This window comes from Streptomyces amritsarensis, assembly GCF_001953875.1.
Taxonomy (GTDB): Bacteria; Actinomycetota; Actinomycetes; order Streptomycetales; family Streptomycetaceae; genus Streptomyces; species Streptomyces amritsarensis.
Window position 1 is genome coordinate 21012 of record NZ_MQUR01000058.1, and the last position, 20018, is coordinate 41029.

Genomic DNA, 20018 nt, shown 5'->3' on the forward strand with positions numbered 1-20018 from the left:
GCGACACGCCCTCCCGCACCGTTCGGGGCGGTACGTCAGCCGATCGGAGTGCCGGGTCCGGCCGCTTCGCCCTGCGGCCGCGTGAGGTGCTTGAAGGCGTCGAGGTTGAAGGTCGGCTCGCCGCGCGAGACCCGCCACTCGTACTCGCGCCGGATCGCGCTCGCGAAGCCGAGCTCCAGCAGCGTGTTGAACGAACCGTCCGCGGCCTCCAGCACGGTGCCGAGCAGCCGGTCCAGTTCCTCCGGGGTGACGACCGCCAGCGGCAGGCGGGCCGTCAGGTAGATGTCGCCGAGCCGGTCGACCGCGTACGCCATCCCGTACAGCTTGAGGTTGCGCTCCAGCAGCCAGCGGTGGACGCCCGCCTCGTTCTCGTCGGGGTGGCGGATCACGAAGGCGTTGACCGACAGCGAGTGCCGGCCGACCCGGATCGAGCAGGTGGTGCTCAGCTTGCGCGTGCCGGGGAGCGTGACGACGTAGGAGCCCGGCGTCGGGCTCTCCCAGCTCAGCTCCGCGCCGGTCAGCGCGCTCTCGATGATCTCGGCGATCTCGGCGGTGTCAGCCATGGTGGGAGCGTACGCGACGGCGGTGATCGTGCATCGCCGCCGTGTAGACGTCGGCCGTGCCGCTCGCCGCGGTGTCCCAGCCGAAGAACTGCGCGTGCCGCGCCGCCTGTGCCCCCATCCGGTCCGCGAGCCCGGGCTCGTCGACGAACCGGCGCAACTGCCGTGCGTAGTCCGCCGGGTCGTGCCCGGCCACGAGGATCCCCGTGACACCGTCGTTGACGGCGACGGGCAGCCCGCCGACCTCGGCGGCCAGCACCGGGGTGCCGGCGGCCTGGGCCTCTATGGCGACGAGCCCGAAGGACTCGCTGTAGGAGGGCATGACCAGGACGGACGCCGCGCGGAACCAGTCCGCGAGCCCGTCCTGGGCGACCGGCGGGTGGAAGTGCACGAGGTCGGCGATGCCCAGCCTCGCGGCGAGCTTCTGCAGGCCCTCGGGCTTGGCGAGGCCGCTGCCGCTGGGGCCGCCGACAACGGGGACGAACAGGCGGCGGCGCAGCGAGGGGTCCCGGTCGACGAGGACGGCGACGGCGCGCAGCAGGATGTCGGGGGCCTTCAGCGGCTGGATCCGCCCGGCGAACAGCGGGATGACGGCGTCCTGCGGGAGGCCGAGGCGGGCGCGGGCGGCGGCGCGGCCGTCGCCGACGGTGAAGCGTTCGAGGTTCACGCCGGGGTGGACGACGGCCACCTTGGCGGGGTCGGCCTCGTAGTACCGGACGAGCTCGTCGGCCTCTTCGGCGGTGTTGGCGATGAGCCGGTCGGCGGCGGAGACGATCTGCGTCTCGCCTATGACGCGGGCGGCGGGCTCGGGCGTGTCGCCCTCGGCCAGCGCCGCGTTCTTGACCTTGGCCATGGTGTGCATGGCGTGCACGAGGGGGACGCCCCAGCGCTGGGCGGCGAGCCAGCCCACGTGCCCGGAGAGCCAGTAGTGGGAGTGGACGAGGTCGTAGTAGCCGGGGCGGTGGCCGGCCCAGGCCTGCATCACGCCGTGCGTGAAGGCGCACAGCTGGGCCGGGAGCTCCTCCTTGGCGAGGCCCTCGTAGGGGCCCGCGTCCACGTGCCGTACGAGGACGCCGGGGGCCAGCTCGACCGCGGGCGGCAGCCCGCCCGTGGTGGCCCGGGTGAAGATCTCGACCTCGATGTTGATCGCGGCGAGCCGCCTGGCCAGCTCCACGATGTAGACGTTCATCCCGCCGGCGTCGCCGGTCCCGGGCTGGTGCAGCGGCGAGGTGTGCACGCTGAGCATGGCCACGCGGCGCGGCTTGCGGTGGTGGCCGACGGCCGGCAGGCGCAGCCGGGGCGGCTCGTGGCGGGTGGCGGCACGGGCGGCGGCGAGGCGCCCGCTGAGGCTGCCGCCGAGGCGGGACACGTACTGGCTCAAGGAAGCTGATCCTCTCGGCTCGGACGGTGCGCGCGCGACGCTCGGACGACATGACGGACGGCATGGCTGCGGGGGCGCGTAGGGCGCCCTGCAAGGAGTGCAACCCGGATGGCCGTCCCCCGCATTCCGGGAGGACCGCATTTCCTGCGGGTTCCTCGTGTTTCTTCGGGCCTCCCCGGGACGCCGTGCGCTTTTCACGGTGTGCAGGCGCTCCGCTTACCCTCGGCTCATGGCCTCCCGCACCACCCCGTCACCCAGCCGCGCCGCCGGCCGTCCTGTGGGCTCGGTGACGCGCGGGACGACGAACCCGAACCGGTTGCGCCGGATGGACCGCTGGATCGCCGCCGCCCACGGGGCCGCACTGCGGCGCGCGGGGGATCCGGTGGCGGTGGACCTCGGCTACGGGGCGGCCCCCTGGACCGCGGTCGAGCTGCTGGCGCGGCTGCGGGACGTGGCGCCGCGCGTGCGGGTGGTCGGCATCGAGATCGAGCCGGCGCGGGTGGCGGGGGCGAAGCCGTACGAGCGGGAGGGGCTCAGCTTCCGGCACGGCGGCTTCGAGGTCCCGCTGGAGGGCGGGGAGCGGCCGATGCTGATCCGCGCCGCGAACGTCCTGCGCCAGTACGAGGAGGAGCAGGTCGCGGAGGTCTGGGCGCGGCTGTGTGCGCGGCTGGCTCCGGGCGGGCTGCTGGTGGAGGGGACCTGCGACGAGATCGGGCGGCGGCACGTGTGGGTCGCGCTGGGGCCGGAGGGCCCGCGCACGGTGACGTTCGCGACCCGGCTGGGCTCGCTGGAGCGTCCCTCCGATCTGGCGGAGCGGCTGCCGAAGGCGCTGATCCACCGGAACGTGCCGGGCGAGCCGGTGCACGCGTTCCTGCGCGACTTCGACCGGGCCTGGGCGGCGGCGGCCCCGTACGCCTCGTACGGGGCGCGGCAGCGCTGGATCCGGACGGCGCGGGCGCTGTCGGCCGACTGGCCGCTGGCGGACGGGCCGGTGCGGTGGCGGCAGGGGGAACTGACGCTGCGCTGGGAGGCGTTGCGCCCGGCGGGGTGAATGCGGCGCGGCGGGGAACCGGGGTCTGGGGTGGCCCGTTGATCCGTGAGGGGCAGGGCTCGGGGTCCGTTGGGGCAGACAAGATCGAAACGGCATCCGCAAGGGTGTCGGAATTCATCGACTCGTGGCACCATCCCGATGGCAGTGCGAAGTTACTGATGAATAGTCAGATCTGATGTCAGGTCTGACTCGGGTGCCTTGGGGGGACCATGGGGTCGGTAAGGCGACGGCGGGGCGCAAGCTCTCTCGTACTGCTGTGCGCGATGGCGGTGGCGCTGACGGCGCCGGGCCTCGCGACGGGCACGGCGTACGCGGCCCCGGCCGTACCGGGGGCTCCGACCGCTCCGGCCGCTCCGGGCGCTCCGGGCGCGCCTCTGCCCGGGCCGGGCGGCAAGTCCCTGGAGCAGGTCCGCAAGGACATCGAGGAGCTCTACCGGCAGGCGGGCACCGCGACGGACGCCTACAACCTCGCCGAGGCCGAGACCAAGGCCCAGTCCGACAAGATCGTCGAGATCGCCAACCTGGTCGTCGCCGGCAAGGAGCGGATCGCCACGCTGAAGAGCCGCGCGGGCGCCGCGGCCCGCGCGCAGTACCGCTCGGGCGGCCTGCCGCCGGGCGCACGACTGGCGTTGAGCGAGGACCCGAACCAGTTCCTGGACGGGGCCGACCGGTTGCGCCAGGGCGAGAAGGCCGCCTCGGACCTGCTGACCGAACTGGACCGCACCCAGACCGACTTGCAGCGCTACGCGGAGGAGGCGAGCGAGCGCTGGCAGAAGCTGGAGGCGAACCGGGTCAAGCAGGAGGAGGCCAAGAAGCAGATCGAGGAGAAGATCAAGGCCGCGGAGGAGCTGGAGAGCAAGCTCGAGGCCGAGGAGAGGGCCCGGCTGATCCAGCTGGAACAGGAAGCCCAGTACCGCGCGCAGACGGCGTGGCTGTCCACGGGCGCGATGAAGGACGTCAACGGCAAGGCGACGGACGCCGGCAAGCAGGCCGTCCACTTCGCCACGGCGCAGATAGGGAAGCCGTACAAGTGGGGCGCCGTCGGCCCCGACTCCTTCGACTGCTCCGGGCTGACCTCGCAGGCCTGGCGCGCGGCGGGCCGGGGCATCCCGCGCACCTCGCAGGAACAGCTGAGGCTGCTGCCGAAGATCGCCCTCAAGGACATGCGGCCGGGCGACCTGATCATCTACTTCGACGACGCCAGCCACGTCGGCATGTACGTGGGCGACGGCGCGATGGTCCACGCCCCGCGCCCGGGCCGCAACGTGACGATGGCGGGCGCGGGCTCCATGCCGATCAAGGCGGTGGTCCGCCCGGACGCGTAACCCCTCCCCCGCCGGCCGGCGGCCGCGCCTCAACCGCCGGCGAGGCGGGGTGCGTGCCGCCCGGCCGGGACCGGACCGGGGGGCGCGGTGCCGCCGCCCGTCCCGGTGGCGGCTGAGCGTGTGCCGCCCGTCCCGAACGGAGCCGTGGCGGCTGGGCGTGGCTGGGTACGTGCCGCCTGGGCGGAATCGTCCCGAACGAGCCGTGGCGGCTGGGTACGTGCCGCCTGGGCGGGATGGATACGGGGGGTGGGGGCGCGGTGCCGCCGGGGGGTGTCTCCTCGGCTCGGCGCGTGCGGCCGTGTCGCGGCCAGACGGCGTGGTCGCGCGCTCGTCCTGCGGGGACACCCCCCACCGTCCCCACACCCCCACCTGGCACATCCCGCCCCCCGGCAGCAGCGGGGGCATGAAAGCCTCCCGCCCCGGACCGGGCAGCACATCGATCCACCCCAGCCGAAGCAGGACGGGAAAGTCACCCCCGGACCGAGCGGCACAGCCCGGCCCGCCAGGCCGAAGCAGGGCGCGAAGGCCCCCGCCAGGCCGAGCGGTCGCTGCACCCCGGCCGAAGCGGAGCAGGAAGCCCTCCGCCCGAGCGGCACGTCCCGGTCCCGGCAGGTGGGCAAACGGCCCGCCGCGGACGAAGCGGGGGATCAGAAACCCCACCGGCCGTGTCGGCCCGTCTCGGGGGCGGGGGCCGTGGGGTGGGGACACGCCGGGGGCTCCCCGCAGGACGAGCGCGCAACCCAGGCCGCCTCACCGCGACACGGCCGCACGCGCCGAGCCGAGGAGAGCCCCCGGAGGGGCACCACCCCACCCGAAGCCACCACCCCACCCCACCCGAACCCCACACCACCGCCCCAGCCGGACCAACCCAGCCCCGCCGGCGCTTGAGGCGCGGCCACCGGCCCGCAGACCACCACACCCCCGGCCAAAGCCACCGCACCGCCCGGCCAGGGCAACCGCACCGCCCGGCCAAGGCCACCGACCCGCAGGCGGTACGGGAACGGGCCGGGCCCGGTGCCCCCGTGGGGGAACCGGGCCCGGCCCGTGACTGCCGACTGCGCGGCGGCGCTTAGTTGTCGTCCTCGTCGATCAGGAAGCCCCGCATCGGCGACGGCGCCTGCATCGGCTGCGGCGCAGCCGGCCGGACCGGAGCCATCGGCTGGGTCATCGCCGGGGACATCTGCTGCTGGCCGCCGTAGGACGGACCGGCACCCATCGGGGAGGGGCCGCCCATGGACGGACCGCCCATGGAGTGACCCATCGCACCGGCCGGAGCCATCGAGGGCGACGGCGACGGGGGCAGCGCGGGACCGGCCGGGTTGCGCGGCGGGGCCAGGGAGTCGTCCGCCTGGGTCTCCAGCTGGCGCAGCTGCGACTCCAGGTAGGACTTCAGACGCGTACGGTACTCACGCTCGAAGCCCCGCAGGTCCTCGACCTTGCGCTCCAGCGTGGCGCGGGCGGACTCCAGGGAGCCCATCGCGACGCGGTGCTTCTCCTGCGCGTCCCGCTCCAGCGCGTCGGCCTTGGCGCGGGCGTCCCGCTCCAGGCCCTCGGCGCGCGACCGGGCCTCTCCGACGATCTTGTTGGCCTCGGAGCGGGCCTCCGCGATCGCCTGGTCGGCGGTCTGCTGCGCGAGCGACAGGACGCGGGCGGCGCTGTCGCCGCCGGGGCCCTGCTGCGGGAGCTGCGGCTGCTGCATCTGCTGCATGGGCTGACCCATGGGCTGCATCTGCTGCCCCATCGGCTGCATCTGCTGGCCCATGGGCTGCATCTGCTGGCCGAGCGGGTTCTGGCCGCCCATCGACTGCTGCTGGCCCATGGGCTGCTGGCCCATGCCCTGCGGTCCGCCCATGGGGTGCTGCTGCATGGGGCCGCCCATGGGGCCGCCCATCGGGCCGGGGCCCTGCTGGCCCTGGCCGCCGGGGCCCGGCGGGAGCTGCGGCGCGCCGCCCGGCAACTGGGGCGGGCCCATCTGCGGGTTCTGCTGCTGCGGCGGGCCGGATATGGCCGCGGGCACGGGGGCGCCGGGGCCGCGCTGGTCCTGGGGCTCGGGCTTGCGCATGCCCTGCTGCTGCTGGTTCTGCGCGGCGGCGCGCGTGGCGGCGGCCAGCTTGGCGCGCAGGTCCTCGTTCTCGCGCAGCAGGCGCGTCAGTTCGGACTCGACCTCGTCGAGGAAGGCATCGACCTCGTCCTCGTCATAGCCTTCTCGGAGGCGGACGGTCGTGAACTGCTTGTTCCGCACGTCCTCGGGAGTCAGCGGCATGTCTTCTTCACCTCTACGTAGTCGTCGGCAGTCGGCAAGACCGTATCGGGACCGTCCCCGCGCGTACGGGGAAGCTCATCGTTCACACGCTTCTCGCAGCGGTGCTCACGAAGCTGATGAGGATGTAAACGATGATCATCAGAACGAAGAAGGACAGGTCGAGTGCCACGCCGCCGAGACGCAACGGCGGGATGAACCGCCGAAGGAGCTTGAGCGGTGGATCGGTGACAGTGTAGGTGGCCTCCAGAACGACCACCATCGCCTTGCCGGGTGTCCATGAACGTGCGAACTGGAACACATAGTCCATGACCAGTCGGAAGATCAGCACGATCAGGAAGCACATCAGCACGACGTAGACCACCTGTAGCGCGATGCCCATCCCGTGCTTCCCTCTCCCCGTTTTCCGATCTGTTCCCGGTCCCGTATCTGACGGATCGGTCTAGCTTTGGTTGAAGAACCCGCCCTCCGCGATGCGGGCCTTGTCCTCCGCCGTGACATCGACGTTAGCAGGCGACAGCAGGAACACCTTCTGTGTCACGCGTTCAATGCTGCCGTGCAGACCGAACACGAGTCCGGCGGCGAAGTCCACGAGACGCTTCGCGTCCGTGTCGTCCATCTCCGTGAGATTCATGATCACCGGAGTGCCCTCACGGAAGTGTTCCCCGATGGTACGGGCCTCGTTGTAGGTCCGGGGGTGCAGTGTCGTGATGCGGTACGGCTCCCGCTCGGAGACGACCTTGGGCATGATCACGGGGGCGTTCTTCTCCAGGTTCGTGCGATCAGGTGTGATGGATGCCACGGGGGCAATTCGCGCAGGACGTCCGTTTTCCACCGGAATTGGGATGGGTTCCCGCTGCGCCGGAGGCTGTACGACTCGTACCGGTTCGTCCGATACAGGCGATTGGTGCACGGGCTGCTGTCGGCGATCCCGCTCCCGAGCCCGCTCCATCTCCGGCTCGGGCTCGAACTCGTCGTCGGGGTCGTACCCCGGGTTGTCGTACCGGTCGTCCTCCACGAGGCCGAGGTAGACCGCCATCTTGCGCATCGCGCCGGCCATTCTCCGAGTCCTCCGCTCTGTGGTGGATCGCCCTGTCGCAGGTGCCGCCGTGTCACGAATGTCACCAACTGCCCGCGATCCACGTGGTCTGCCCGCTCATCGGCGGGAATGACCATATTTTCTGCTGTGGTCCGACTTTCTTCGCGACGTTACCCGAGCCGGGGTCTCGCGCCGAGTACCGCAGTGCCGACGCGTACATGTGTCGCACCGGCCGCAACGGCCTGTTCCAGGTCTGCGCTCATCCCGGCCGACACCATCGTGGCAGTCGGATGGTCTGCGCGCAGGCGGGATGACAATTCCACCAACCGCTCGAAGGCCGCCTGTTCGCGTCCCGCGTAGTGGCCGGACAGCGGTGCGACGGTCATCACTCCGTCGATGCGCAGTCCGGGCGCCCCGGCGACGAGATCCGCCAACTCCGCGAGCTGCTCCGGCGCGGCACCGCCCCGGGTCCCGCGCTCGCCCGACTCCGCGTCGAGGGCGATCTGGACGAGGCAGCCGATCTCGCGGCCGGCACCCGTCGCGGCCGCCGAGAGGGCGGTCACGAGCCGGGGCCGGTCGACCGACTGCACCACGTGCGCGTATCCCGCCACGGAACGGACTTTGTTGGTCTGCAACTGGCCGACGAAGTGCCAGGTGAGCGGCAGATCCGCGCAAGCCGCAGCTTTGGGGGCGGCGTCCTGGTCGCGGTTCTCGGCAACATGACGGACGCCCAGCTCCGCCAGCAGTCGTACGTCGCTCGCGGGGTAGGTCTTGGTGACCACGATGAGGGTCACCTCCTCCCGCCCGCGGCCCGCCGCCGCGCACGCGGACGCGATGCGTTCCTCCACCCGCGCCAGGTTCTCGGCGAGCTCCGACTTACGATCCGTCATTCTTCTTTTCCCCCGGGGATCCGGGGGTCTCCCCCCGGGAAAGCTCCGTCAACCAGACATATCCGGCAAGCCGTCCGGTCACCCGGTCGCGGCGGTACGAGAAGTGGTCCCGTGACTCCAGTGTGCAGACCGGGGAACGGCCGCCGTTCACCACCCCCGCCTCCGCGAGCTGGGCGTGCACCCCCGCGACCACGTCCACCGCCGGTGTCCCCCAGCTGGTCTCGGCCCGGGCGGCGGGCACCGCTTCGGCCACCGCCTCCCGCATCTGCGCCGGCACCTCGTAGCAGCGCCCGCAGACCGCGGGCCCGGTACGGGCGACGATCCGCCCCGGTTCGGCGCCGAGGGAGACCATCGCCTCCACCGCCGCCGGCACCACCCCGGCGACCAGCCCGGGCCGTCCGGCGTGGGCGGCCCCGACGACTCCGGCGACGGGGTCCGCCAGCAGGACCGGTGTGCAGTCGGCGGTGAGCACGGCGAGGGCGAGCCCTCGACGGGCGGTCACCACGGCGTCCACCGCCGGGATCTCCGCGTCCCCCCAGGGGCCGTCGACCACCGCCACGTCCCGGCCGTGCACCTGGTTCATCCAGACCACCTGGTCCGGATCGAGTCCCAGGGACCGTGCGGCCAGGGCCCGGTTCGCGAGAACGGCGGCCGGGTCGTCTCCGACCGCGCCGCCGAGGTTGAGCTCTTCGTACGGAACGGCGCTCACTCCGCCCCACCGGTCGGTGAAGGCGAAGTGGGCGCCGCCCACGTGGTGCTGCTCCGGTGTCACTTCAAGAAGTCCGGGACATCCAGTTCCTCGGCCGGGCTGTCCTGGTACGGCCGGGCCGTGGGGACCTGCGGCGCGGGGGCCTGGACCTCGACCGGGGCCGGCTCGACGGGGGCCGGGGGCTCTTCGCGCGGGGGGACCGTGCCGAGTCCGCCGAAGGCCGGGCGGACCGGTTCGGCGGCGCGGACCGGAGCCGGGGCGGGCTCCTCGCGCTTCGTGGACGCGGCGCCGATGACGTTGTCCCGGCGGGCCGGGGGCTGTCCGCCGTCGAACCCGGCCGCGATGACGGTGACCCGCACCTCGTCGCCGAGCGCGTCGTCGATGACGGCGCCGAAGATGATGTTCGCCTCGGGGTGCGCCGCCTCGCTCACCAGCTGCGCGGCCTCGTTGATCTCGAAGAGACCGAGGTCGGAGCCGCCGGAGATGGAGAGCAGCACGCCGCGGGCGCCGTCGATGGAGGCCTCCAGGAGCGGCGAGGAGATCGCCATCTCGGCGGCGGCCACCGCACGGTCGTCGCCGCGGGCGGAGCCGATGCCCATCAGGGCCGAGCCGGCCTCGGACATCACGGACTTGACGTCGGCGAAGTCGAGGTTGATCAGACCCGGGGTGGTGATGAGGTCGGTGATGCCCTGGACGCCGGAGAGCAGGACCTGGTCCGCGGACTTGAAGGCGTCCAGGACGCTGACCTGGCGGTCCGAGATGGACAGCAGGCGGTCGTTGGGGATGACGATGAGGGTGTCGACCTCTTCGCGGAGCTCGGCGATGCCGTCCTCCGCCTGGTTCGCGCGGCGCCGGCCCTCGAAGGTGAACGGCCGGGTGACCACGCCGATCGTCAGGGCGCCCAGCGAGCGCGCGATGTTGGCGACGACGGGTGCGCCGCCGGTGCCGGTGCCGCCGCCCTCACCGGCGGTGACGAAGACCATGTCGGCCCCCTTGAGGACCTCCTCGATCTCCTCGCGGTGGTCCTCTGCCGCCTTGCGACCGACGGCCGGGTTGGCTCCGGCGCCGAGGCCCCGGGTGAGTTCACGGCCGACGTCGAGCTTGACGTCGGCGTCGCTCATCAACAGCGCCTGGGCGTCGGTGTTGATGGCGATGAACTCGACGCCCTTGAGACCGACCTCGATCATTCGGTTGATGGCATTGACACCACCGCCGCCGACACCGATGACCTTGATGACTGCGAGGTAGTTCTGCGGTGCTGCCACGTCGAAGGCCTCTCGCCTCGAGTTACGTGTCGCCGCCTCGCGGGCCTGCGTTGCGACGACTGATGCCGAAATAGGGACGGTCCGAACGCGCCGACCCGAACCCTCACCCTGAAGTTTAGGGTTAGGGGTGTGTCTGTTCCTTGGACTCTTCCGAACAGGACACTAAGTCGACAAGTAGCGCGTGTTCAACGAACACGCCGAACCTCCCGTTTTTCTTTTCACCCTATGTGATCACCCGTATCGCTGGCCAACCAGGGTGCGTCGCTGTTCGACCTGACGTCAACTCCCGGCCGCCGCAGGGGCGGTGGGAACGCTCACGTCGAAGTGTCCGGCCTTCGGTGCGGCTTTCAGCAAAGCGGTCAGCGCGCGCCCCTTGGCGTCGCTCTGTTCGCCGCTGCCCCACCGCACGGACCGGCCTCCGGTCAGCTCCAGCACGATCGAATCGTAGGAACCCACCTTGACCTGCACGGTTTCCTTGGCGATCGGCGCCGGGAGGGATCCGGCGACGAGCACGGCCTCGTGCAGCAGCCGCTCTTCGTCGAAGCGGCGGGCGCTCGGGGAGCCTCCCGCGTTCAATTCGAGGACCGGAACCCCCGCGGGGGCTTTCGGAACCGTGTCGAATCGCACACCCGATGCGTCCACTTCCACGAAGTTGGCGTCCTTTTTGATGAGCAGGACGGGTTTGCGTTCTGTCACCTTCAGTCCGATTCCGTGCGGCCAGGCCCGCACCGCATCGACCGAATCGATGCGGGGCAGACGGCCGCGGACACGGCTCTCGATCTCGTCCGTGTCGACGCTCACGAGGGGTGAGCCGACCGGCACGGCCGCCGCGGCGAGCACCTGTTCGGGGGTGAGCACGTCCGTGCCGGTGGCGGTGACCTTCTCGACGCGGAGCCAGGAGGACCCGTAGAGGACCCAGGTGCCGCCGGAGGCGAGGAGCACCGCGGCGGCCAGGGACGCCAGCACAGGGCCCCGGCGCAGGTGCTTGCCGGGGCCCCGCGGGGCGCTCCTCTTCGCGGCCTTCACGGCCTTCGCGGACTTCGCGGACTTCGCGGGCTTCTGGCTCTTGGGTGGCTTGGGAGAGCCGGCGCCCTTGCGGGGCGACCGGCCGGGCCCGTCGGAAGACGGTGTTCCGCGCTGTGCGGTCGTCGCTCCGGCCACTCCTGTGCCTCCTGCGTCCGTGCTCCCGCGTCAGCGGGCTCGGTGGGCTGCGATCGCCTCGTACACCATGCCGACCAGCAGCTCGTCGGCGTCCCGGCGGCCGAACTCACCGGCGGCGCGGGACATCTCGTACAGGCGGTGCGGGTCGGACAGCACCGGGAGGACCTGGCCGAGCACCCACTCGGGCGTCAGTTCCGCGTCGTCCACGAGCAGGCCGCCGCCGGCCTTGACCACCGGCTGGGCGTTGAGCCGCTGTTCGCCGTTGCCGATCGGCAGCGGGACGTAGGCGGCGGGCAGCCCGACGGCGGACAGTTCGGCGACGGTCATCGCTCCCGCGCGGCACAGCATCATGTCGGCGGCGGCGTACGCGAGATCCATCCGGTCCACGTACGGTACCGGCACATAGGGCGGCATCCCGGGCATGTTGTCGACACGCGGCAGTTCGTTCTTCGGCCCGACGGCGTGCAGGATCTGTACGCCGGAGCGCTGGAGGGTCGGAGCGACCTGCTGGATCGTCTCGTTGAGGCGCCGGGCGCCCTGCGAGCCGCCGGAGACCAGCAGCGTGGGCAGGTTGGGGTCCAGGCCGAACGCGGCGCGCGCCTCGGGGCGTACGGCGGCCCGGTCGAGGGTGGAGATGGAGCGGCGCAGCGGGATGCCCACGTAGCGGGCGCCCCGCAGCTTGCTGTCGGGCGTGGAGACCGCGACGGCGTGCGCGTACCGGGAGCCGATCTTGTTGGCCAGTCCGGGCCGGGCGTTGGCCTCGTGGACGATGATCGGCACGCCGAGCCGCTTGGCCGCGAGGTAGCCGGGCAGGGCCACGTAGCCGCCGAATCCGACGACGCAGTCGGCCTTGGTGCGCAGGAGGATCTCCTCCGCGGCCTTGATGGTGCCGCGCAGCCGCCCGGGGACGGTGATCAGCTCCGGCGTGGGCTTGCGGGGCAGCGGTACGGCGGGGATCAGCCCCAGTTCGTAGCCGCGCTCCGGCACCAGGCGGGTTTCGAGTCCGCGCTCGGTGCCCAGGGCGGTGATGCCCACTGAAGGGTCCTGCCTGCGCAGGGCGTCCGCGAGGGCGAGCGCCGGCTCGATGTGGCCGGCGGTCCCCCCACCGGCGAGTACGACATGCACCGAAATTCACCGCTCTCCGGACGGACGCTTCTTGACGCGCCGTCTCATCGACTTCCATCTCACCCCGGTCCGCCTCCAGCCGGTCTTCGGCTGTCGCATCGCGAGTGCCGCGCGCGCGGCGGGCTCCTCCCGCGCGAAGGCGATGAGCAGTCCGACCGCGAACATGGTCGGCAGCAGGGCGGACCCTCCGTAGGAGAACAGCGGGAGCGGGACACCGGCGATCGGCAGCAGGCCGAGCACCGCACCGATGTTGATCACGGCCTGGGCCGTGATCCAGGTGGTCACGCCTCCCGCGGCAAACCGTACGAAGGAGTCCTCCGTGCGTCCGGCCACGCGGATACCCGCATAGCCTAGAGCCGCGAACAGGGCGAGCACCGACAGCGTCCCCGCCAGTCCCAGTTCCTCCCCCGTGATGGCGAAGATGAAGTCGGTGTGGGCTTCGGGTAGTTGACCCCATTTTTCCACACTTGCGCCCAGTCCGGAACCGAACCAGCCGCCTGATGCGAGGGCGTAGATCCCGTGCACGGCCTGCCAGCAAAGGTCGTTCTTGCCCGGTTCTGTCGCACCGATGCACTCCAGCCGGTCCATCCGGTGCGGGCTGGTCTTGATGAGCAGGGCGACGATCGCACCCGCGAAGGCGAGCACGGCGACGAACATCCGCGTCGGGGCGCCCGCGAGCCAGAGCAGGCCGAACAGGATGGCCCCGAGGATCATCGCGGTGCCCATGTCCCCGCCCAGCATGATGAGCCCGAGCAGCAGGAAGGCGACGGGCACCAGCGGCACCAGCAGGTGCTTCCACTGGCTCAGCAGCCCCTTGTCGCCCTTGCGGGCCAGCAGGTCGGCACCCCACAGGATCAGGGCGAGTTTGCCGAACTCGCTGGGCTGCAGCATGAACGGGCCGCCGAGGGAGATCCAGTTCTGGTTGCCGTTGATCGAGACCCCTATCCCGGGGACCTGGACCAGGACCATCAGGAAGAGCGTGCCGGCGAGTACCGGATAGGACAGCGCCCGGTGCAGCTTCACCGGCATCCGGGAGGCGGCCAGCAGGAGCACCGTGCCGATGAGGGCGGCCAGGAACTGCTTCTTGAAGAAGTACGCGTCGCCCAGGCCCAGCTGGAGGGCCTTGATCATGGAAGCGGAGTACACCATCACCAGACCGAGCACGGTGATGAGCAGGGAACTGCCGAAAATCAGGTAATAGGCCGTGAGCGGGCGGTCCCACGCCCTGCGCAACTGCTGCTGCGTACGCCGGAGACCGGCCAGCGGCCCGCGCCCGGGGGGCCGCCCCGGGCGCTTCACACTCACCCCGGGGCGCTTGCGGCCCTGCGCCTTCACGGCGGACGGCCGCCGCCCCGGCAGCATCTGCTTGGCCGGCATCTGTGATCTTCCCCTCCACTCGTACGAGGCGAGCATCCGGCCGGAGGGAACCAGTCCCGGCGCCCCCGGCCTAGGCCGTGTCCGCGGCGTTCTCGGCGGCCAGTTCGCGCACCGCGTCGGCGAACGCGTCCCCGCGCTTGTTGTAGTTCGCGAACATGTCCATCGAGGCGCAGGCCGGTGCCAGCAGGACCGTGTCGCCGGGCTCGGCGAGCGCGGCCGCCTCCCGGACCGCTGCGAGCATCGCCCCAGTGTCGGTCCGGTCGAGGTCGACGACCGGGACCTCGGGGGCGTGTCGCGCCAGCGCCTCGGCGATCAACGCCCGGTCGGCGCCGATCAGGACGGCGCCGCGCATCCGCTCGGCCGACTTCTGCACGAGCTCGTCGAAGGTCGCGCCCTTGGCGAGACCGCCGGCGATCCAGACGACCTTGTCGAAGGAGGCGAGGGAGGCCTCCGCCGCGTGGGTGTTCGTGGCCTTGGAGTCGTCGACGTAAGTGACCGAGGCGACCTCGTCCACCCGGGCGACCCGGTGGGCGTCCGGACGGAAGTCGCGCAGCCCGTCGCGGACCGCGCGCGGCTCCACGCCGAAGGCGCGGGCCAGGGCCGCGGCGGCGAGCGCGTTGGCGATGTTGTGCGGGGCGGGCGGGTTGACGTCCGTGACCTCGGCGAGCTCCTGGGCGTTCTTGTGCCGGTTCTCCACGAAGGCCCGGTCGACGAGGATGCCGTCGACGACGCCGAGCATGGAGGGGCCGGGGGCCCCGAGGGTGAAGCCGATCGCGCGGCAGCCCTCTTCGACGTCGGCCTCGACGACGAGGTCCTCGGTGGCCTTGTCGGCCACGTTGTAGACGCAGGCCACCGTGTTGCCCTCGTAGATCCGGCCCTTGTCGGCGGCGTACGCCTCCATCGAGCCGTGCCAGTCGAGGTGGTCGGGGGCCAGGTTGAGGACGGCTGCCGAGTGGACGCGCAGCGAGGGCGCCCAGTGCAGCTGGTAGCTGGAGAGTTCGACGGCGAGGACGTCGTAGTGCTGCTCGCCGAGCACGACGTCGATGATCGGGGTCCCGATGTTGCCGACGGCGGCGGTGCGCAGCCCGGCGGCCTTCAGGATCGACGCGAGCATCTGCGTGGTGGTGGTCTTGCCGTTGGTCCCGGTGATCGCCAGCCATTCGGCGGGCCCGGCCGGGGCCGCGTCGGCCCCTTCGCCGGCGCCCTCGGCCTCGGCCCGGCGGGCGGCGCGGAGTTCCGCGCCGGCTCCGCGCAGCCGCCAGGCGACCTCGACGTCGCCGACGACGTCGACGCCCGCCTCGGCGGCGGCCAGGAAGAGCGGGCTCTGCGGCGGCCAGCCGGGCGAGGTGACGACCAGTTCGGTGCCCTCGGGCAGGCTCTCGCCGGCCCGGGCGCCGTCGGGCAGGTGGCCGAGGCGCACCTCGATGCCCAGTTCGGCGAGTTCGGCCGCCCTGGCCCGGTGCGCGTCACCGTCGCCGTTGTCGACGACGGTCACGCGGGCGCCCAGCCCGGCCAGGGCGCGGGCGGCGCTGATGCCGCTGACGCCGAGGCCGGCGACGGTGATCCGGCCCGGCAGGCCGAACCGGCCCAGGGCGTCGGGGCCGAGCAGGCCGGCCAGGTCGGAGGCGCTCACTTGTCGGCTGCCCATCCCGCGTAGAAGAGACCGAGGCCCACGATCACGCACATGCCCTGGATGATCCAGAAGCGGACCACGACGAGGACCTCGGACCAGCCCTTGAGTTCGAAGTGGTGCTGGAGCGGTGCCATCCGGAAGACGCGCTTGCCGGTCAGCTTGAAGGAGCCGACCTGGATGACGACCGACATCGTGATGAGCACGAAGAGGCCGCCGAGGAGCGCCACCAGGAGCTCCGTGCGGGAGCAGATGGCCAGACCGGCGAGCGCGCCGCCGAGGGCCAGCGAGCCGGTGTCGCCCATGAAGATCTTGGCGGGCGAGGTGTTCCACCACAGGAAGCCGAAGCAGGCGCCCATGAGGGCGGAGGCGACGACGGCCAGGTCGAGTGGGTCTCGCACCTCGAAGCAGGCGTTGGGGTTGGTGAGGTCGGCGGCCATCGCGCACGACTCCTGGAACTGCCAGACGCCGATGAAGGTGTAGGCGCCGAAGACCATCACGGCGGCGCCGGTGGCGAGACCGTCCAGACCGTCGGTGAGGTTCACGCCGTTGGACAGCGCCAGGATCATGAACAGCGCCCAGACCACGAAGAGCACCGGGCCGATCGACCAGCCGAAGTCCGTGACGAACGACAGCTTGGTGGAGGCCGGGGTGAGGTCGCGCGAGTCCTTGAACTGCAGTGCGAGCACGGCGAAGGCGATGCCGACGATCAGCTGGCCGGCCATCTTGGCCTTGGCCCGCAGACCCAGCGAACGCCGCTTGACGATCTTGATGTAGTCGTCGAGGTAGCCGACCAGGCCCATGCCGGCCATCAGGAAGAGCACGAGCAGACCGGAGAAGCTCGGCTCCTCACCGGTGATGACCTTCGTCAGGGCGTACGCGACGAGCGTGGCCAGGATGAAGGAGACACCGCCCATGGTGGGCGTGCCCTTCTTCCCGGCGTGGCCGCGCGGACCGTCGTCGCGGATGAACTGGCCGTAGCCCTTGCGGGCCAGCAGCTTGATCAGCAGCGGCGTACCGACGACGGTCAGGAACATGCCGATGACACCGGCGAACAGGATCTGCCTCATCGGCCGGCGACCTCGCCCTCGACAGTGCCCTCGAGCAGGGCCTGCGCCACCCGCTCCAGACCGGCCGACCTGGAAGCCTTCACCAGCACGACGTCACCCGGGCGCAGTTCACTGCGCAACAGGTCGACCGCCGCCTGCGCGTCGGACACGAGCACCGACTCCTCACCCCACGAACCCTCGTTATATGCGCCCAGTTGCAGCCAGGAGGCTTCCCTGCCCCCGACCGCGACGAGCTTGCTCACGTTGAGCCGGACGACAAGTCGTCCGACCGCGTCGTGCTCGGCGAGAGCGTCGTCTCCGAGCTCGGCCATCGGGCCGAGCACCGCCCACGTGCGCCCCCCGTTCGCCCTGCCGCCACCGCCCATCGCGGCGAGCGCGCGCAGTGCGGCCCGCATGGACTCCGGGTTCGCGTTGTAGGCGTCGTTGACGATCGTCACACCGTCCGCCCGCTCGGTGACCTCCATCCGCCACCGAGACAGCGTGCCCGCTCCGGAGAGCGCGGTGGCGATCTCCGAGGCGGACATGCCCAGGACGTGGGCGACGGCGGCCGCGGCGAGCGCGTTCGACACGTGGTGCTCACCGTACAGCCGCAAGGTCACGTCGCTGCACCCGGTCGGTGTGTGCAGTGTGAAGGAAGGCTGTCCCTTGTCCGTCATGCGGACGTCCGTGGCCCGGATGTCGGCGTCGTCGGCCTCGCCGAACAGCACCGTACGCGCCTTCGTGCGCGCGGCCATGGAACGGACGAGCAGGTCATCGGCGTTGAGGACGGCGACGCCGCCCTCCGCCTCGGCCGGCAGCGCCTCGACGAGCTCGCCCTTGGCCTGCGCGATCTGCTCGCGGCCGCCGAACTCGCCGATGTGCGCGGTGCCGACGTTGAGCACCAGACCGATCCGAGGGGGTGTCAGTCCGGTGAGGTAGCGGATGTGGCCGATGCCGCGGGCGCCCATCTCCAGGACGAGGTGCTGGGTTTCCTCGGTGACGCGCAGCGTCGTGATCGGCAGGCCGATCTCGTTGTTGAGGTTGCCGGGGGTCCACACGGTGGGCGCGTGGTGCTGGAGCACCTGCGCGATGAGGTCCTTGGTGGAGGTCTTGCCGGCGGACCCGGTGAGGGCCACGACGTCGGTGCCGAGGCGGGCGACGACGGCCCGGGCCAGCGCCCCGAGCGCGGCCACCACGTCGGGGACGACGATCGCCGGGACTCCGACGGGCCGGGTCGCGAGGATGCCCACGGCGCCGGCGGCGAGTGCGCGCTCGGCGTAGTCGTGGCCGTCGACCCGCTCGCCGACGAAGGCGGCGAACAGGCTGCCCGGCCGGACCTCGCGGGAGTCGTAGACCACGGGGCCGGTGACCTGTACGGACGGATCCGGTATGTCGTGGGGCCGCCCGCCGGTGATGTCGGCGATCTCGGCGAGGGAAAGGGCGATCACTGGTTCACCTCGGCCTGTCGGACCTGGGTCGTTCGATCGAGCACGAGTTGGCGTTCGATCGCGGCGCGGAGCACCGTGCGGTCGTCGAAGGGCCGGACCACCCCTGCGGTGTCCTGGCCCTGTTCGTGGCCCTTGCCGGCCACGAGCACGGTGTCGCCGGGCTCGGCGCGCGCGACGGCGGCGGCGATGGCCGCCGCCCGGTCGGCGTCGACGAGGACGGTGCCGCGCTCGGCGGGCGGTACGGACACGGCGCCGCCGAACATCGCGGCGAGGATCGCGAGCGGGTCCTCGGAGCGCGGGTTGTCGGAGGTCAGGACGGCCACGTCGGCGAACCGGGCGGCCGCGGCGCCCATCGGGGCGCGCTTGGTGGTGTCGCGGTCGCCGCCGCAGCCGAGGACGATGTGCAGCTTGCCGGCGGTGACTTCGCGCAGGGCGCGCAGCACCGACTCCACGGCGTCGGTCTTGTGCGCGTAGTCGACGACGGCGAGGTACGGCTGGCCCGCGTCCACCCGCTCCAGCCGGCCGGGGACTCCGGGGACCGCGGCGACGCCGTCGGCGGCGGTCTGCGGGTCGAGGCCGGCCGCGGCGAGCGTGACGATCGCGGCGACGGTGTTGGCGACGTTGAACGGGCCGGGCAGCGGGGCCTTGGCGCGCACGCGCTGTCCCTCGGGGCCGACCAGCGTGAGTGTGGAGTCCATGTGGCCGGTGACGACGTCCTCGGCGCGCCAGTCGGCGGCCGGGTCGCCCGCGACGGAGAAGGTGACGACGGGGACGGTCGCCTCCTTGGCCAGGCGGCGGCCGTACTCGTCGTCGAGGTTGACCACGCCCAGGCGGGAGCGGCGGGGGGTGAAGAGCCCCGCCTTCGCCTGGAAGTAGTCCTCCATGTCGGTGTGGAACTCCATGTGCTCGGGGCTCAGGTTGTTGAAGACGGCGACGTCGAAGACGCAGCCGTCGACGCGGCCGAGCACCAGGGCGTGGCTGGAGACCTCCATGGCCACCGCCTCGACGCCGCGTTCGCGCATGACGGCGAAGAGGGCCTGGAGGTCGGTTGCCTCGGGGGTGGTGCGCTCGGACTTGATGCGCTCGTCGCCGATGCGCATCTCGACGGTGCCGACCAGTCCGGTGCTGCGGTCCGCCGCGCGCAGGCCGCCTTCGACGAGGTACGCCGTGGTGGTCTTGCCGGAGGTTCCGGTGATGCCGATCTGGAGCAGGTCCTCGCCGGGGTGGCCGTAGATCGCGGCGGCGAGCTCGCCCATCCGGCCGCGCGGGTCGGCGACGACCAGGACCGGCAGGCCGGTCGCCGCGGCGCGCTCGGCGCCGGCGGGGTCGGTCAGCACGGCGGCGGCGCCGAGGCCTGCGGCCTGGGCGGCGAAGTCGGCGCCGTGGGTCCTGGCTCCCCGCAGGGCCGCGTACAGGTCTCCGGGGCGGACCGCACGGGAGTCGTGCGTGATCCCGGTGATCTGCGCATCGCCTGGCGACGGGACGCCCAGCAGCGCGGCCAGCTCGCCCAGCGGGCTCGGAGCGGCGGACGCGGGCCTGGGCGGTCCCGGCGGCGCTGCCGGGGCGTCTTGCTGGGTGGTTCTGGGCTGATCAGCGTGGGGCACGGCGGTGAGCGTACCGGGCGCGGCGGCCGGGCCGCGAAGTGAGGGGCCGGGCTCGGCTCCGGCGGCCGGTCGGTTCCCGGGTTTCGGGGTGATCGTTGTCACTGGTGGTGCCTCACGCTTTTCTGGCGGGCAGGCCGGGGCCGT

17 protein-coding genes are annotated in these 20018 nt (G+C 72.1%); 2 read left to right on the forward strand and 15 right to left on the reverse strand.

From position 1 onward, the window contains the following. Nucleotides 1-35: 35 nt before the first annotated feature. Nucleotides 36-563: a type III secretion system chaperone family protein gene (locus AVW11_RS22935; protein WP_076045637.1), complete on the reverse strand. Its 528-nt coding sequence runs from the start codon at nucleotides 561-563 to the stop codon at nucleotides 36-38. Then, nucleotides 556-1941 (reverse strand): D-inositol-3-phosphate glycosyltransferase, encoded by a 1386-nt coding sequence (mshA, locus tag AVW11_RS22940; protein ID WP_060181056.1) that lies wholly within the window; start codon nucleotides 1939-1941, stop codon nucleotides 556-558. Before mshA ends, AVW11_RS22935 begins: the two co-directional genes overlap by 8 nt. A gap of 229 nt (nucleotides 1942-2170) precedes the next feature. On the opposite strand from mshA, the gene AVW11_RS22945 reads away from it, so the two are divergent. Continuing rightward, nucleotides 2171-2992: a class I SAM-dependent methyltransferase gene (locus AVW11_RS22945; RefSeq protein ID WP_107277772.1), complete on the forward strand. Its 822-nt coding sequence runs from the start codon at nucleotides 2171-2173 to the stop codon at nucleotides 2990-2992. A 263-nt stretch (nucleotides 2993-3255) separates the two neighbouring features. Continuing rightward, nucleotides 3256-4317 carry a C40 family peptidase gene (locus tag AVW11_RS22950; RefSeq protein WP_240528237.1) on the forward strand — a complete coding sequence of 354 codons (1062 nt, stop codon included), beginning with the start codon at nucleotides 3256-3258 and terminating at the stop codon, nucleotides 4315-4317. A gap of 1069 nt (nucleotides 4318-5386) precedes the next feature. On the opposite strand, the gene AVW11_RS22955 is transcribed toward AVW11_RS22950, so the two are convergent. The 13 genes from AVW11_RS22955 to AVW11_RS23015 form a co-directional block, all read right to left on the reverse strand. After that, nucleotides 5387-6580, reverse strand: coding sequence for a DivIVA domain-containing protein (locus AVW11_RS22955; protein WP_060178152.1), 1194 nt, complete (start codon nucleotides 6578-6580; stop codon nucleotides 5387-5389). 82 nt (nucleotides 6581-6662) lie between these two features. Beyond that, nucleotides 6663-6959 (reverse strand): YggT family protein, encoded by a 297-nt coding sequence (locus tag AVW11_RS22960; RefSeq protein ID WP_030664053.1) that lies wholly within the window; start codon nucleotides 6957-6959, stop codon nucleotides 6663-6665. Nucleotides 6960-7019: 60 nt separating this feature from the next. After that, nucleotides 7020-7637, reverse strand: coding sequence for a cell division protein SepF (locus tag AVW11_RS22965; protein WP_030774792.1), 618 nt, complete (start codon nucleotides 7635-7637; stop codon nucleotides 7020-7022). Nucleotides 7638-7786: 149 nt separating this feature from the next. Then, nucleotides 7787-8506, reverse strand: a complete 720-nt coding sequence (locus AVW11_RS22970) for a YggS family pyridoxal phosphate-dependent enzyme (RefSeq protein ID WP_060178153.1) — start codon at nucleotides 8504-8506, stop codon at nucleotides 7787-7789. Beyond that, nucleotides 8493-9278 (reverse strand): peptidoglycan editing factor PgeF, encoded by a 786-nt coding sequence (gene pgeF / locus AVW11_RS22975; RefSeq protein ID WP_234331066.1) that lies wholly within the window; start codon nucleotides 9276-9278, stop codon nucleotides 8493-8495. Before pgeF ends, AVW11_RS22970 begins: the two co-directional genes overlap by 14 nt. Then, the gene (gene ftsZ, locus AVW11_RS22980) at nucleotides 9275-10480 is read right to left on the reverse strand and encodes a cell division protein FtsZ (protein ID WP_030850251.1); all 1206 of its coding nucleotides are present in this window, start codon (nucleotides 10478-10480) and stop codon (nucleotides 9275-9277) included. Before ftsZ ends, pgeF begins: the two co-directional genes overlap by 4 nt. Nucleotides 10481-10759: 279 nt before the next feature. Beyond that, nucleotides 10760-11641, reverse strand: coding sequence for a cell division protein FtsQ/DivIB (locus AVW11_RS22985; RefSeq protein WP_060178154.1), 882 nt, complete (start codon nucleotides 11639-11641; stop codon nucleotides 10760-10762). Between the two features lie 30 nt (nucleotides 11642-11671). Further along, entirely contained in the window at nucleotides 11672-12766 is a 1095-nt protein-coding gene (gene murG, locus AVW11_RS22990; RefSeq protein ID WP_030850245.1) for an undecaprenyldiphospho-muramoylpentapeptide beta-N-acetylglucosaminyltransferase, read from the reverse strand. Nucleotides 12767-12772: 6 nt separating this feature from the next. Beyond that, on the reverse strand, nucleotides 12773-14143 hold the full coding sequence (gene ftsW / locus AVW11_RS22995; protein WP_030850242.1) for a putative lipid II flippase FtsW: 1371 nt from the start codon (nucleotides 14141-14143) through the stop codon (nucleotides 12773-12775). Between the two features lie 70 nt (nucleotides 14144-14213). Further along, nucleotides 14214-15791 carry a UDP-N-acetylmuramoyl-L-alanine--D-glutamate ligase gene (gene murD / locus AVW11_RS23000; RefSeq protein WP_225884700.1) on the reverse strand — a complete coding sequence of 526 codons (1578 nt, stop codon included), beginning with the start codon at nucleotides 15789-15791 and terminating at the stop codon, nucleotides 14214-14216. Continuing rightward, a complete protein-coding gene (gene mraY / locus AVW11_RS23005; protein ID WP_030850236.1) occupies nucleotides 15773-16843 on the reverse strand; it encodes a phospho-N-acetylmuramoyl-pentapeptide-transferase in 1071 nt (356 codons plus the stop codon). Before mraY ends, murD begins: the two co-directional genes overlap by 19 nt. Beyond that, nucleotides 16840-18270 carry a UDP-N-acetylmuramoyl-tripeptide--D-alanyl-D-alanine ligase gene (locus tag AVW11_RS23010; RefSeq protein ID WP_076045639.1) on the reverse strand — a complete coding sequence of 477 codons (1431 nt, stop codon included), beginning with the start codon at nucleotides 18268-18270 and terminating at the stop codon, nucleotides 16840-16842. The genes mraY and AVW11_RS23010 overlap by 4 nt, the downstream gene beginning before the upstream one ends. Beyond that, complete coding sequence (locus AVW11_RS23015) at nucleotides 18267-19976, reverse strand: UDP-N-acetylmuramoyl-L-alanyl-D-glutamate--2,6-diaminopimelate ligase (RefSeq protein ID WP_030850230.1); 1710 nt, start codon at nucleotides 19974-19976, stop codon at nucleotides 18267-18269. The genes AVW11_RS23010 and AVW11_RS23015 overlap by 4 nt, the downstream gene beginning before the upstream one ends. Nucleotides 19977-20018 lie beyond the last annotated feature (42 nt).

What these genes read in the sequence shown, in the direction of transcription:
- AVW11_RS22970 (WP_060178153.1), bottom strand. Translation starts at nt 8,506, where the DNA reads ATGACGGATCGTAAGTCGGAGCTCGCCGAGAACCTGGCGCGGGTGGAG.
- AVW11_RS22955 (WP_060178152.1), bottom strand. Translation starts at nt 6,580, where the DNA reads ATGCCGCTGACTCCCGAGGACGTGCGGAACAAGCAGTTCACGACCGTC.
- AVW11_RS22945 (WP_107277772.1), top strand. Translation starts at nt 2,171, where the DNA reads ATGGCCTCCCGCACCACCCCGTCACCCAGCCGCGCCGCCGGCCGTCCT.
- AVW11_RS22950 (WP_240528237.1), top strand. Translation starts at nt 3,256, where the DNA reads ATGGCGGTGGCGCTGACGGCGCCGGGCCTCGCGACGGGCACGGCGTAC.
- mraY (WP_030850236.1), bottom strand. Translation starts at nt 16,843, where the DNA reads ATGAGGCAGATCCTGTTCGCCGGTGTCATCGGCATGTTCCTGACCGTC.
- AVW11_RS22965 (WP_030774792.1), bottom strand. Translation starts at nt 7,637, where the DNA reads ATGGCCGGCGCGATGCGCAAGATGGCGGTCTACCTCGGCCTCGTGGAG.
- AVW11_RS22960 (WP_030664053.1), bottom strand. Translation starts at nt 6,959, where the DNA reads ATGGGCATCGCGCTACAGGTGGTCTACGTCGTGCTGATGTGCTTCCTG.
- AVW11_RS22935 (WP_076045637.1), bottom strand. Translation starts at nt 563, where the DNA reads ATGGCTGACACCGCCGAGATCGCCGAGATCATCGAGAGCGCGCTGACC.
- murD (WP_225884700.1), bottom strand. Translation starts at nt 15,791, where the DNA reads ATGGGCAGCCGACAAGTGAGCGCCTCCGACCTGGCCGGCCTGCTCGGC.
- ftsW (WP_030850242.1), bottom strand. Translation starts at nt 14,143, where the DNA reads ATGCCGGCCAAGCAGATGCTGCCGGGGCGGCGGCCGTCCGCCGTGAAG.